Source organism: Tepidibacter hydrothermalis (assembly GCF_029542625.1).
GTDB classification, from domain to species: Bacteria; Bacillota; Clostridia; order Peptostreptococcales; family Peptostreptococcaceae; genus Tepidibacter_A; species Tepidibacter_A hydrothermalis.
This window is the reverse complement of the sequence record NZ_CP120733.1, coordinates 2,417,901-2,431,565: the sequence shown is the minus strand read 5'-3', so window position 1 is coordinate 2,431,565 and position 13,665 is coordinate 2,417,901. Positions and strand designations below refer to the sequence as shown.

The 13,665-nt window shown below is 28.2% G+C and carries 11 protein-coding genes; 10 read left to right on the top strand and 1 reads right to left on the bottom strand.

Annotated elements, in window-relative coordinates; genetic code table 11:
* The first annotated feature begins 50 nt into the window (after positions 1-50).
* Together P4S50_RS11470 and P4S50_RS11465 are read left to right on the top strand one after the other, a co-directional pair.
* A complete protein-coding gene (locus P4S50_RS11470) occupies positions 51-434 on the top strand; it encodes a sigma-70 family RNA polymerase sigma factor (RefSeq protein ID WP_277730924.1) in 384 nt (127 codons plus the stop codon).
* Positions 435-469: 35 nt separating this feature from the next.
* The gene (locus tag P4S50_RS11465; RefSeq protein ID WP_277730923.1) at positions 470-727 is read left to right on the top strand and encodes a YkuS family protein; all 258 of its coding nucleotides are present in this window, start codon (positions 470-472) and stop codon (positions 725-727) included.
* 714 nt (positions 728-1,441) lie between these two features.
* Here the strand turns inward: P4S50_RS11465 and P4S50_RS11460 are convergent.
* The gene (locus tag P4S50_RS11460) at positions 1,442-2,965 is read right to left on the bottom strand and encodes a recombinase family protein (RefSeq protein ID WP_319023184.1); all 1,524 of its coding nucleotides are present in this window, start codon (positions 2,963-2,965) and stop codon (positions 1,442-1,444) included.
* Between the two features lie 204 nt (positions 2,966-3,169).
* On the opposite strand from P4S50_RS11460, the gene P4S50_RS11455 reads away from it, so the two are divergent.
* From P4S50_RS11455 to P4S50_RS11420, 8 genes are all read left to right on the top strand, one after another.
* Positions 3,170-4,663 (top strand): YjjI family glycine radical enzyme, encoded by a 1,494-nt coding sequence (locus P4S50_RS11455; protein WP_277730920.1) that lies wholly within the window; start codon positions 3,170-3,172, stop codon positions 4,661-4,663.
* Positions 4,656-5,492, top strand: a complete 837-nt coding sequence (locus P4S50_RS11450) for a YjjW family glycine radical enzyme activase (RefSeq protein ID WP_277730919.1) — start codon at positions 4,656-4,658, stop codon at positions 5,490-5,492. Before P4S50_RS11455 ends, P4S50_RS11450 begins: the two co-directional genes overlap by 8 nt.
* Before the next feature lie 104 nt (positions 5,493-5,596).
* Positions 5,597-5,764: a hypothetical protein gene (locus P4S50_RS11445; RefSeq protein WP_277730918.1), complete on the top strand. Its 168-nt coding sequence runs from the start codon at positions 5,597-5,599 to the stop codon at positions 5,762-5,764.
* A 79-nt stretch (positions 5,765-5,843) separates the two neighbouring features.
* Entirely contained in the window at positions 5,844-10,052 is a 4,209-nt protein-coding gene (locus P4S50_RS11440) for a 2-hydroxyacyl-CoA dehydratase (RefSeq protein WP_277730917.1), read from the top strand.
* 149 nt (positions 10,053-10,201) lie between these two features.
* Positions 10,202-10,450 (top strand): sigma-70 family RNA polymerase sigma factor, encoded by a 249-nt coding sequence (locus P4S50_RS11435; RefSeq protein ID WP_331489582.1) that lies wholly within the window; start codon positions 10,202-10,204, stop codon positions 10,448-10,450.
* A gap of 268 nt (positions 10,451-10,718) precedes the next feature.
* The gene (locus P4S50_RS11430) at positions 10,719-11,159 is read left to right on the top strand and encodes a MarR family winged helix-turn-helix transcriptional regulator (RefSeq protein ID WP_277730916.1); all 441 of its coding nucleotides are present in this window, start codon (positions 10,719-10,721) and stop codon (positions 11,157-11,159) included.
* A 98-nt stretch (positions 11,160-11,257) separates the two neighbouring features.
* Entirely contained in the window at positions 11,258-11,893 is a 636-nt protein-coding gene (locus P4S50_RS11425) for a nitroreductase family protein (RefSeq protein ID WP_277730915.1), read from the top strand.
* Between the two features lie 261 nt (positions 11,894-12,154).
* Complete coding sequence (locus tag P4S50_RS11420) at positions 12,155-13,657, top strand: spore germination protein (protein WP_277730914.1); 1,503 nt, start codon at positions 12,155-12,157, stop codon at positions 13,655-13,657.
* The last annotated feature ends 8 nt before the right edge of the window (positions 13,658-13,665 follow it).

Below are 13,665 nucleotides of genomic sequence, written 5' to 3'. Positions count from 1 at the left end.
CAATAATATAAACACATTCATATAATGTAAAGTGACTTATTATATGGGGGGTGAATATATTGACAACTACAAAATCGTTTCCGAATCCACTAACCCCTAAAGAAGAACTAGAATATTTAAAAAAGTTTAAACAAGGAGACTTAAGTGCAAAATCTATTCTAGTAGAAAGAAATCTAAGATTAGTAGCTCATATTGTCAAGAAATATACTAATTATCAAGAAGATATAGAAGATCTAATATCTATTGGAACTATTGGGCTTATAAAAGCAATAGAGACATTTAATATTGACAAAGGTACAAGGCTGGCAACTTATGCTGCAAGGTGTATAGATAATGAGATACTTATGAGTATAAGAGCAGGTAAAAAAAATAAAGGAGAGGTATCACTTCAAGATCCTATAGGCGTAGATAAAGAAGGGAATGAAATATCTTAAACCTTATATCAACTTCAAATTTGGGAGGTTTTATAGTGAAAAATATAGCACTTGAAAGAACTATGTCATTTGTAAAAAATGACCTAAAAAGAGAAGGCTACCAAATAGATGTAATAGATAGTAATGAAAAGAATAATCCAAACTACTTAAACAATTTCGATGCATTGTTAGTATCAGGATCAAAAATAAACTTTATAGGAATAGAAACATCATCAACTAAAATACCAGTTATAAAGGCTAGTGGAAAGAGTATTGAAGATATAAAAGTTGAATTAAATAAAATATTTCATTAGTATAAAAAAAGTAGCTACTTTTGATTTTTGTGTGTTATCAAAACTATATATAAAAATACCGAGAATACAACGATATTTTGAATATAACTAATCTTTTATCTTATTAATAATTCTAAAATTTACGAACTCTCTACGGTCAAACACGTAAATTTCTTAACGTATTATTAAACGCTAAAAGCTAAGTTATATTAGTCAAAATATCTAAAAGCATTCACTAACATTTTTATATACAGTTTTGATAGTAAGTATTCTATTATAAAGTCAAATCTTATTTAATGATAGCATAAAAAACATAAAAAAATAATGCCATATTCTTATCAAAGAATTTCCCGTTCAAAAAGAAATTTAGAATAAGAAATATGGCATTATTTATGAGAGAACAACATTTAAATCTGTATAAAATTTAAGAGATATACTAAAAAAAGTGGTATTAAAATGTTAGCGAATGATTTAAATATTTTTGTATAAAACTTGAATTACAGCGTTTGAATATACGTTAAGAAAGTTCGTTGTCTGACCGGGAGGGAGTTTAGAACTTTTAGGAGATTCAATAAGATTTAATTCTTAGTTTTATTAAAAAGATTTATCACATTAGCGGTATTTTGATGCCATTTTTTTGTGCTTAAAATTTATATCAGGTTTCAAATTAGAGGTTTAATTAACTGTTGTTTTCTGTAAAAAAGTAATTTGATTTATACTAAATCTAGGTAGATATTATTTTGGTAATTTAGGATAAACTATTAATGTGAATTCATCGTTTCTCTTATGTTTTTCTTTTTTATATACAACACTGTTCAGGATTGACTTTAATAATCTATTTTTTAACGCATTGCTATCTGTATTTTCATATATATCCAAAAGGTGTGAATATTTTGGGATGTAACTTAAATCGAATTTGTTATATTCATTAATTAATTTATTGTTAGTTTCATCTATCGAGTTTTGGATATCTTTTCTTTTTTTAGTAATCGAATTTAATCTAGCGATATATGTAGATTCATCATATATATTTCGTTCTAGTAGATTATGTAAATTGTTTTTTTGTATATTTAAATTACTTAATTCTTTTTTTAATCCATAAAGTACATTTTTATATAATGAAACATCTGGATTTTTATCATTATTATGATATCTTTTTAAATCAAATTCGTATTTTTTCAACCAATATCTTAAAGATAATATTAGTTTATTTTCTATATATAAAAGCTTACTACTTTTATTTGAACAGTGTTTAGGGCACATAATTTGAGAATCTCTATTTTTATATGGTCTAAGAACCATGGATGAATTGCAATAAAAGCATTTAATAACTCCTGCTAAAGGATTTGAAATTTTAGTTTTTGAATTAAAGGGTGTATGAGATCGACTTGATAAAATTTTTTGAGCTTTTTCGTAAGTTTTTAAAGGTATAATAGGTTTGTGCTTCCCCTCCACATCTATCCATTCTTGTTTAGGTCGTATTTTAGTTTCTTTATTTTTACCTATTTCACTTGATTTTTTATTAATAGTTTTTCTCCATTGTATTCTACCTGTATAGACATTGTTTTTTATTATTGAAAGAACTGATGGTGCTGACCAATTTGAACCTGTATAGCTCTTATAGTTCATATTGTTTAGTTTATCAGCTATTTTTTTACATCCTAAATTATCATTTGTATATAAATCAAATATGATTTTTACAACTACTGACTGTTCTGGATGAGGGGTTAAGGTTCTATAATTGTCTTTATAACAAATTTCATATCCATATGGAGGAAGTGTTCCTAAATAATTGCCATCTTCAACACTTCTTATTCTACCATTTTGAAGACGTCTATTTATTATTTTAAGCTCTTTTCTGGCCATAAATGCTTCAAACTCTGAATATTCTTCATCGAATTCGTTATCTAAATCATATATTTTTCTAGGAGTTATAATTTTTGTATTGGAATTTTTAAATGTCTCAAGAATAAGACCTTGTTCTTTCATATTACCTCTACCAAGTCTATCTATATCCATGCATAAAACAGAGTCATATAGATTGTTCTCAACATCTTTTAAAAGCTCTAGCATTTGAGGTCTGTGCATCAAGCTTTCTCCGGATACTATTTCCTCTCTGATTTTTAATATATTCAAATTATTATCTTTTGCATATTTAAGTAATGCTTTCTTATGTTTTAGCAAAGTTTCTTTATCACCTTTTTTTTCAGCTTCTTCATCTGCTCTTGACTTTCTAAGATAAATACAAGTGTTGTTCATGAACATCGTCCTTTCTAAGATATGTATATATCAAAATTATATTTACTAAAATAAAAATATATGTATAGCTAAGAATAACGTTTGCTAAAAATATCAAAAGGGTATAATATATATATAACAGCATATTACTATTTTTTTGAAAAGTAGTATGTTAAACAACCATTTAAAAGTGGTTAAAATATTTTAAATGGAGAGTGAAGAACCATGACTAATATTTTTAACATAATAAAGGATACTACAATGACTTACGAACAGAAGGTTATGAGTCTAGCTAGGGCTGCAGAAGAAACTTTAAATGTGCTAAACATAAGTGAGATGGCACAAAAGTACAGAGAAGAAGGAATAATATGTGATCTTAATGAAGGAAATGCTCCGTACAGGCCTAGATATATAGTTCCGGATTATGAAAGATTTATTACAAATGGAAGTGAGTTTTTAGGTATAAAACCTCCTAAGGATATTTGGGAAGCAGTAAACAGTTTACTAATTTTATACAAGCACGTTCCATCAATAACATCTTTTCCTGTTTATATAGGAAATATAGATACATTACTTGATAGATTTATAGAGGATGAGGACGAAGCTTATAAGGCTATAAAACTATTTTTAACTCATATTGATAGAACTATTACAGATTCATTTTGCCATGCTAATATAGGACCTAAAGATACTAAAGCAGGAAGACTTATATTAAAGGCAGAAAGAGAACTTCAAAATGCAATACCTAATGTTACTATTAAGTATTCTGATGAGACTTCGAATGAATTTGCAATTGAAGCTATAAATACAGCTCTTGTGACTGCTAAACCTAGCTTTGCAAATCACAAGATGTTTTCAGATGACCTTGGAGAAAATTATGCAATAGTAAGTTGTTATAATGGTCTTAATATAGCTGGTGGAAGTTATACACTAGTTAGATTAAACCTTGCAGGACTTAGTAAAACAGCAAAGGATGAAAATGATTTTATCGAAAACAAACTTCCAGAGGCAGTTAAAGTAATGGCTGGATATATGGATAAGAGAGTTAAATTTTTAATTGAAGAAAGTGGATTTTTTGAATCAAGCTTCTTAGTTAGAGAAAATTTAGTAGAAAAAGATAATTTTACAGCTATGTTTGGTATGTTTGGACTTGCTGAATGTGTAAATCACTTCATAAATTCAGATATTAAAGAAGATAGATTTGGTCATAGTGAAAGAGCGAATGAATTAGGACTTAGAATAATTCAAAAATTAGAAGAAGAAGTGAATAAACATGAAGCACCTTACTGTAATGCTTCAAATAATAGATATGTTCTTCATGCACAAGTTGGAATAGATACAGACGAGGGAATAAGTCCTGGATGTAGAATTCCAATAGGAGAAGAACCAGAGATACATCAACATTTAATTCAATCAGCAAAATTCCATAAGTACTTTCCATCAGGAATAGGTGATATATTTAACTTTGACTCTATGGCTAAGAAAAATCCTGAATATATATTAGATATAATAAAAGGTGCATTTAAAGAAGAAATGAGATATTTCTCTTTATATTCTACAGATTGTGATGTTATAAGAATTACTGGATATCTAGTTAAAAGATCAGAAATAGAAAAGCTTCAAAAAGGTGAGCAGGTACTTCAAGATACTGTAGCTTTTGGAATGGGAGCTGTAAATAACAATAATGTACTAGAAAGAAAGATAAGAAAAGATGTGTAAGGGATTAGTAAATAGAATACTTCCATTTAGCTCTGTTGATGGACCTGGGAATAGAAGTGTAATATTTATGCAAGGATGTAACTTTAATTGCTTGTATTGTCATAATCCAGAGACTATAAATATATGCAACAACTGTGGAGCATGTGTTAAGTCTTGTAAATACGAAAGTTTATCTAATGAAGGAAAAGAAGTTGTTTGGGATGTTAAAAACTGCAAGCATTGTGATATGTGTTTAAAGTCATGTCCTAACGATTCAAATCCGAAAAGTGTTTACATGAGTGTTGACGAAGCTTATGAACAAATAGATAAGGTCAAATCTTTTATATCAGGGATAACAGTTTCAGGAGGAGAATGTACTCTCCAGCATGAATTTTTAACAAAATTATTTGTTGAAGTTAAAAAACTTGGGCTGACATGTTATGTGGATACGAATGGATCAATACCTTTAAAAGATAAAAATGAGTTTGTAGATATAATGGACATGGGTATGATAGACCTAAAATCTTATGATGAAGATGAACATAAAATGCTTACTGGAATGTCTAATAAAAATGTAATTGAGAATATAAAATATTTGGCTAGTATAGATAAATTATATGAAGTTAGAACTGTTATAGTTCCTGATGTTTTAAACAATCATTACAATGTAGACCAAATAAGTAAGCTTATAGCATCTTTAAATTCAAATATAAGATACAAAATAATAAGATATAGAAATCACGGTGTTAGAAAAGATATCATAAATAGCTATACACCAAGTGATGATACGATGAATGAGTTACACGAAATAGCATCTAATAATGGGTGCGAGAATATAATTTTAGTTTAAAAAGTATGGTAGATAATCTACCATACTTTTTTTATTCTATAGGAAAAGTAATATGTGAATAGGACAACATTTAGCCCTCATATAATCAAATAGGAGGGGACAATATGAGCGAAAATATGAAATACGATGAAATACATATCATAGGAAACACAACTGTATGTGTAGTAGAACCAGTTATAGAATCCAAAGAAGATATAGATTGTATATTAGAAGAATTTCATGATATTAGTAGAGAAATTGTTGATAATATATTAAAAAATAGAGATAAGTAATTAAAGATAATCATATAATTTAAAATACAATTCACATAAGGTAGAGGAGGTGAGTTACAGCTATGGGGCTGTAGATTATATGAATAATTTATTGCATATGGGACTTGATATAGGATCTACTACAATTAAATTGATTTTAATAGATAAAAACAATAACATAGTTTTTAAAAAATATAAAAGGCATTATTCAGATATAACAAGAACTATTAAAGAACTTATAAATAATACATTTGATGAATTTAAAGATTTTAACATAACTAGTATGATAACAGGTTCAGGGGGTTTTAGTATAGCTAAAGTTTTAGATTTAGAATTTATTCAAGAAGTAGTAGCCTGTACAAAGGCAATTCAATCTAGTGCGGATGATGTTGATGTTTGCATCGAGCTTGGAGGAGAGGATGCTAAGATAACTTTCTTTGAAGGTTCGATAGAACAAAGAATGAATGGAACTTGTGCGGGAGGGACTGGAGCATTCATAGATCAGATGGCGTCTTTAGTAAATACAGATGCAACAGGTCTTAATAAGCTTGCAAGAAATTATAACAATATATACCCCGTTGCTGCTAGATGTGGCGTATTTGCAAAAAGTGATATACAACCTCTTATAAATCAGGGCGTTTGCAAGGAAGATATAGCAGCTTCAATATTTCAGGCTGTTGTAAATCAAACTATAACAGGGCTCTCTTGTGGAAAAACGATAAAGGGAAGAGTAATGTTCTTAGGAGGTCCGCTTCATTTTTTATCAGAACTTAGAAATAGATTTAAAGAAACTTTAAATCTAAGTGATAATGAAGTTATATTTCCTGAAAATGCTCAATTTTATGTAGCACTGGGAGCAGCTATAGAATCTAAAAAGAACAACATAATAAAATTTGATGATTTGAAAAACAACTTACATAAATTAGATAATTTAAAAATTATAAAATCATCTAATATAAAACCTTTATTTAACGATAAGTATGAACTTGAAGAGTTTAGAAAAAGACATAATAAAAATAAAATCAAAAGAAATGATATTAAAAAATACAAAGGAAACTGTTATTTGGGAATTGATGCAGGATCTACAACAACTAAGATTGCACTTATTGATGATAATAGCAATTTATTATATTCATTTTATGGTGTAAATGAAGGAAGGCCTCTTGACTTTGCAGTTAGAATATTGAAAAATATGTATTCTAAATTACCAAAAGAAGCTAATGTAGTGTATTCAACTTCAACAGGATATGGAGAAGAATTATTAAAATCAGCTTTATCTTTGGATTATGGAGAAGTTGAGACGGTTGCACATTATAATGCAGCTAAGCATTTTTTGCCAGATGTAGATTTTATTTTAGATATTGGTGGACAAGATATGAAATGTTTAAAAATAAAGAATGGTGTAATAGACGATATTATGTTAAATGAAGCATGCTCATCAGGGTGTGGGTCATTCATAGAGGTATTTGCAAAATCTCTTAATATTGATATTGAAACATTCTCTGATAAAGCATTAATGGCAAAGACTCCAGTTGATTTAGGAACAAGATGCACTGTATTTATGAATTCAAAAGTGAAACAGGCTCAAAAAGAAGGATATAGTATATGTGATATATCTGCTGGACTTTCATATTCTGTAATAAAAAATGCTCTTTATAAGGTTATAAAGATAAAAGATACAAATGATCTAGGCGATAATATAGTAGTTCAAGGTGGAACTTTTTATAATGATGCTATACTTAGATGCATTGAAAAAATATTAAATAAAGAAGTTATAAGACCCGATATATCAGGTCTTATGGGGGCATACGGTGCTGCTATAATATCTAAAAATAGATATTCTAATGGATATAAAACGACTCTTTTAAAAGAGAAAGAGTTAGAAGGATTTTCAGTTAAAACTATATCTACAAGATGTGGAAAATGTTCTAATAATTGTTCTATTACTATAAATAAATTCCCTAATGGTAAAAGTTTTATATCTGGAAACAGATGTGAAAAGGGAGCTAATCAAACAAGATCTCAAGATGCATTTAATATGTATGAATATAAATACAATAAAATATTCAATTATACTCCTCTTAATAAAGAAGAAGCAAAAAGAGGTACGGTTGGTATACCTAGAGTTCTGAATATATATGAAAACTATCCATTTTGGTTTACTTTTTTTAGTGAATTGGGATTTAGAGTAGAGATATCACCTGAGTCATCAAGTAAAATTTATGAAATGGGAATGGATAGTATACCATCAGAGTCAACTTGCTATCCAGCTAAAATGGTTCATGGTCATATAGCTTATCTTGCTAAACGGAAAGTGGATTTCATATTCTATCCTTGTATAGCTAATGAAAAGGAGCAATATAAAAATGCAAACAATAATTTTAATTGCCCTGTAGTAACATCTTATGCTGAAGTTATAAAAAACAATATGGATATAATAAAGGACAATAATGTGAAATTTATGAATCCGTTTATACCTTATAATGATAAAAAAAGACTTATAAAAAGGATGTATGATATATTGAATGATTTTAATATATCAAAACTAGAAATAGATGTAGCGGTAAATAAGGCATGGAATGAAGATATTAAAGTGAAAAATGATATAAGAAAAAAAGGGGAAGAAATTGTAAATTACCTACAAGAAAATTCTAAAATAGGTATAGTTTTAGCTGGGAGACCATATCATATAGATCCTCAAATAAATCACGGAATACAGAATATAATAATATCAAATTCTATAGCTGTTTTAACAGAGGACAGTGTAGCACATTTAGGAAAAATAGAAAAACCTCTAAGAGTATTAGATCAATGGATGTATCATTCAAGACTGTATCTAGCTGCAAGTTATGTTAGAGATAATGATAATTTAGAGCTTATACAGCTTAATTCATTTGGATGTGGTCTCGATGCTGTAACTAGTGATCAAGTTAAGGAAATACTTGATAACAAGATATATACTTTAATTAAAATAGACGAGGTGAACAATCTAGGAGCTGCTAATATAAGAATAAGGTCATTAATATCTGCAATTAAAGAAAAAAGTAAAAATTCAAAAAAACATGAAGTAAATAGTAATGATAAAATAGTTTTTACTAAGGACATGAAAAAAAATCATACTATATTATGTCCTCAAATGTCTCCAATGCATTTTAAGTTTATACAAGAGGCATTTAAAAGCGAAGGATATAATTTAGAAGTAATAGAGTCTATGGATAAAAAGTGTATAGATGAAGGTCTTAAATACGTAAATAACGATGCTTGTTACCCATCTATAATAGTCATAGGTCAGATGATAAACGCTTTAAAATCTAATAAATATGATTTAGACAATACATCAATAATGATATCTCAAACAGGTGGAGGATGTAGAGCAAGTAATTATATAGGATTTTTGAGAAAGGCTTTGAAGGATTCAGGATTTAGTAATATACCTGTTATTTCTGCAAATCTATCTGGAATCGAGAAAAACCCTGGGTTTAAGGTAAGTATTTCTCTTGTAAAAAAGGTTGCCATGGGTTGTATATATGGAGACTTATTTATGAGAGTACTGTATAAAACAAGACCTTATGAGAAGGTTGTAAATTCTGCAAATAAATTATATGATGATTGGACATTAAATTGTTTTGAAAACATTAAAAATGGGAAGATAGGGGAATTTAAAAAAAATATAAAAGATATAATATATGATTTTGATAACTTAGAAATGTCATATGAAACAAAACCTAAAATAGGATTAGTAGGAGAAATATTAGTTAAGTATCATCCATTGGCTAACAACAATATAGTTGAAATGTTAGAAAGAGAAGGATCAGAGGTTGTAGTTTTAGATCTTATCGATTTTTTCTTGTACAGTATTTACGGAAATATATACAGATATGATTATTTGTCAGGTAAAAAAATAAATAAAGATTTAAGTCAAATAGTAATTGCTTTTATAGAATATACAAGGAATTATATAAGAAAATATCTAAATAAAAGTAAACATTTCAATTCTTCAAAGAATATATATGAACTAGCAGATAAAGCGAGTTCAGTTGTATCACTTGGGAATCAGACTGGAGAAGGATGGCTTTTAACAGCAGAAATGATAGAGCTTATAGAAGATGGGGTTGAAAATATAGTTTGTATGCAGCCCTTTGCTTGTCTTCCAAATCATATCACTGGAAAAGGAGTAATAAAAGAACTTAAAAGGAGATATCCAAAAGCAAATATAGTGGCACTAGATTATGACCCCGGAGCTAGTGAGGTTAATCAAATAAATAGAATAAAACTTATGTTATCAACCGCATTTGAAAACATGAAATAAGAGGCTTAAATATCTCTTATTTCATGTTTTTTTTCTATCCAATATTTGAATATTCAAATATTGGATAGAAAATAATTTGTGATTAGAGTCTGTGTTGATAATATAGATAAGATAATGAAATATCTTTAATAGACATACTTGGAACGGATGTGGACCATGTTATTGATGAGGTGGAACTTAAAATACAAGTAAAAAAATTATATAAAAAAATAGACGAAGTATTGACATTAAGAGAAAAGGAAATAGTACAATTGAGGTACGGACTTACTAAAAGTGGTTATAAAACTCAAAGAGAAATAGCTCAAAGACTAGATATATCCAGGTCGTATGTATCGAGAATAGAAAAAAGAGCTTTGAAAAAACTAAAAAAAGAATTTAATTTGCAAAAGAGTCATTAATATTTATTAGCTTTAATTTAAGTAAAGTTTATTGTGTAATATAAAAAATGATGGTTGTAATTACAACCATCATTTTTTATATATCAAAGAACTAACTTTATAGCTATTTTAAGAAACAAAAATCATTAGGACTTGTTTGTTATATAATCCCTTTGATAGAATAAAGTGAATTTTGTTTGTAAATAAATCTGAAATTGATTATAATATGTATATATTTTCAAATAACTTTAGGTAGTTGAGATAATAAACTATAAAAGAGGGATAGATTATGAGTAAATATAGAGATTACAGTATAAGTTATATAAGTACCACTAGGAAAAAATATCAAAATTTTTTGGAAAAAGAATTAAAAGAACATAATATACAGAACATAGTTCCGTCTCATGGTTCTATACTTTCAGTTTTATACAGAAACAATGGAAAACTAACTATGAAGGAAATAGCTAAACTTATAAGGCGAGATAAATCAACAGTTACATCTTTATGTAATAAATTGGTTTCTTTTGGTTACATTAAAAAAGAAAAATGTGAAAAAGATAAAAGAGTAACTTATATAAGTTTAACTCAAAAAGGAATAGATATAAGACCAGAATTTGAAGAAATATCTAAAAAACTAATAGATACAGCATATAAAGGATTTACTAAAGAAGAAGAAGATATGTTTTTTTATTTATTAAATAAGTTGAAAAAAAATTTTGATACAGAATAATAATAGAATAATCTCAAAATCAATTGACAATAGTTTTGCATCAAACTATAATTATATTGTATACAATATAATTATGAGTTTGACATAAGGAGGATTTTATGAGTAATTTAGATTTTATTTACAAAAGACATAGTGTTAGAAAATTTAAGCAAGAACAAGTACCTATGGAAGATATGAAAGAGATGATAAAGGCTGCAACATATGCACCGTCAGGAAAGAATGTTCAGAATTGGCATTTCGTAGTAGTTAGAGATAAAGAAAAGATACAAGAGATGGCCAAAATAATAGAAAAAAAACATGAAGAAGTGGCATCTTATACAAAGGATGAGGAGAAGCGTGAAAAATTCACTAAATTTTTAAAGTACTTCACTATATTCAAAAATGCTCCTTCTGTTGTTATAGTATATGCAGGAGAATATAAAGTTACAGCACTTGATTTATTAAGAGAAGGAGGAGCATCAAAAGAAGAAATAGACTCTCTTTTAAAGCCAGCTCCTGGAATGCAAAACATAGGTGCAGCTATGGAAAATTTATTATTAGCAGCTGCGAATATGGGATATGGTGGATGTTGGATGACAGGACCAAATTATGCTAAAGAAGAAATATCTGATTTTATAGGATTTAAAAAAGAAGGGTATACTTTTGTAGCTATGACTCCGATAGGGATACCTGATGGAGAGGTAAAAAGCCCTCCTAGAAAAGACATAGAAGAAGTTATGACAATTATAGAGTAGTAAAATAAAAGCCTATGGTATGAAAAATTTCATGTCGTAGGCTTTTTTACGTACAAGAAAATTATATAACTTTCGACTTGTGTATTACATTGACAAGATAACTGAATTACAACTATTTTAAGCAACACAGTCGTTAGACTTATTGAAAAGATGAGCCATGTTTTAGCATGAAGCTAATTTTTGTTTTACAATAAATTTGAATACATAATGGTAATATGGAAATAATTAAAAAATAGAGTGAAACTTAAAAGAGGTGTTTTTGTGCTAGAAAAAATAAAAAATAAAATTTTAAATAAAAATAAAACTGTTAAACTTACAAAATCGCTTGACAAAAATATAAGCATATTTGAGGAACTATTCAAAAATAATGATGCTATAATCTATAGAACATTTACAGATCAAACTTCAAACAAAAGAAAGTACTGTGTAATATTTTGTGATGGTATGTGCGATAAATCAGCGATAAATGAGTACATAATAAGTCCTATAATGAAAAATGAAGAATCGAGAAATGATATAGATGATTTATTAAACGATACAATATGCTATTCAAGTATGAAGAGGATGGATAATTTAGAAGAATTAGTAGATTCTATACTTTACGGAGACACTGTTCTTTTATTCGAGTCTGAGAATAGAGCAGCCGTACTTGATACTAAGGGGTGGGAAATAAGAAGTATAAGTGAGCCCGAATCAGAGGTTGTAGTAAGAGGACCAAGAGAAGGTTTTACAGAATCGATAAATGTAAATTTATCGTTGATAAGAAGAAAGATACTGAGTAAAGATTTAAAATATAAATATAAGATTTTAGGAACGCAAACCAAAACTAAAATATGCATATGCTATATGCAAAATATAGCTTCAGACCCAATAATTAAAGAATTAGAAAAAAGATTGGATAATATAGATATAGATGGAATATTAGAGTCTGGATATATAGAGGAATTAATAAGGGATGAGCCATTGTCTCCGTTTAATACAATTGGTTATACAGAAAGACCAGATATTGTTGCAGCTAATTTATTAGAGGGAAAAATTGCTTTGATATGTGATGGAACACCAGCTGTGCTTACACTTCCATTTTTATTTATAGAGTATTTTCAGGCAAATGAGGATTATTATAATAACTTTATATATGCGTCTATAAATAGGATGTTAAGATACGTAGGCTTTTTTTTAACAACTAGTACACCTGCTATTTATTTAGCACTTGTAACATATCATCAAGAAATGATACCAACTCCACTTCTTATAAGTATATCTGCTGCAAGAGAAGGGGTTCCGTTTCCTACTGTATTTGAAGCTATTGCCATGACATTTGTATTTGAAGTGTTGAGAGAAGCAGGGGTAAGGCTCCCAAAACCAATTGGAGCTACAATAAGTATAGTTGGAGCTTTAGTTTTAGGCGATGCAGCGGTTAATGCAAGATTTGTTAGTGCCCCTATAGTTATAATTATAGCTTTGACTGGTATTTCCAGTTTTTTAGTTCCAAAAATGTTAGGTCCAGTTTTGATTATCAGGATAATATTTTTATTATTAGCTTCATTTTTAGGTCTGTATGGGTATATATTTGGAGTTATAGGATTATTTATACATTTAATGTCTATGAGATCATTTGGAATACCTTACATGATGGATTTAGTTAGTACAAAATTACAAGATATAAAAGATACATCTATAAGAGCTCCGTGGTGGTATATGCAATATAGACCCAAATTTATAAGTAGTAAAAACAGAATAAGAAAGAAAAATTCCACTAGATGAGAAAGAAG

What these genes read in the sequence shown, in the direction of transcription:
- P4S50_RS11460 (WP_319023184.1), bottom strand. Translation starts at nt 2,965, where the DNA reads ATGAACAACACTTGTATTTATCTTAGAAAGTCAAGAGCAGATGAAGAA.
- P4S50_RS11440 (WP_277730917.1), top strand. Translation starts at nt 5,844, where the DNA reads ATGAATAATTTATTGCATATGGGACTTGATATAGGATCTACTACAATT.
- P4S50_RS11450 (WP_277730919.1), top strand. Translation starts at nt 4,656, where the DNA reads ATGTGTAAGGGATTAGTAAATAGAATACTTCCATTTAGCTCTGTTGAT.
- P4S50_RS11445 (WP_277730918.1), top strand. Translation starts at nt 5,597, where the DNA reads ATGAGCGAAAATATGAAATACGATGAAATACATATCATAGGAAACACA.
- P4S50_RS11455 (WP_277730920.1), top strand. Translation starts at nt 3,170, where the DNA reads ATGACTAATATTTTTAACATAATAAAGGATACTACAATGACTTACGAA.
- P4S50_RS11430 (WP_277730916.1), top strand. Translation starts at nt 10,719, where the DNA reads ATGAGTAAATATAGAGATTACAGTATAAGTTATATAAGTACCACTAGG.
- P4S50_RS11425 (WP_277730915.1), top strand. Translation starts at nt 11,258, where the DNA reads ATGAGTAATTTAGATTTTATTTACAAAAGACATAGTGTTAGAAAATTT.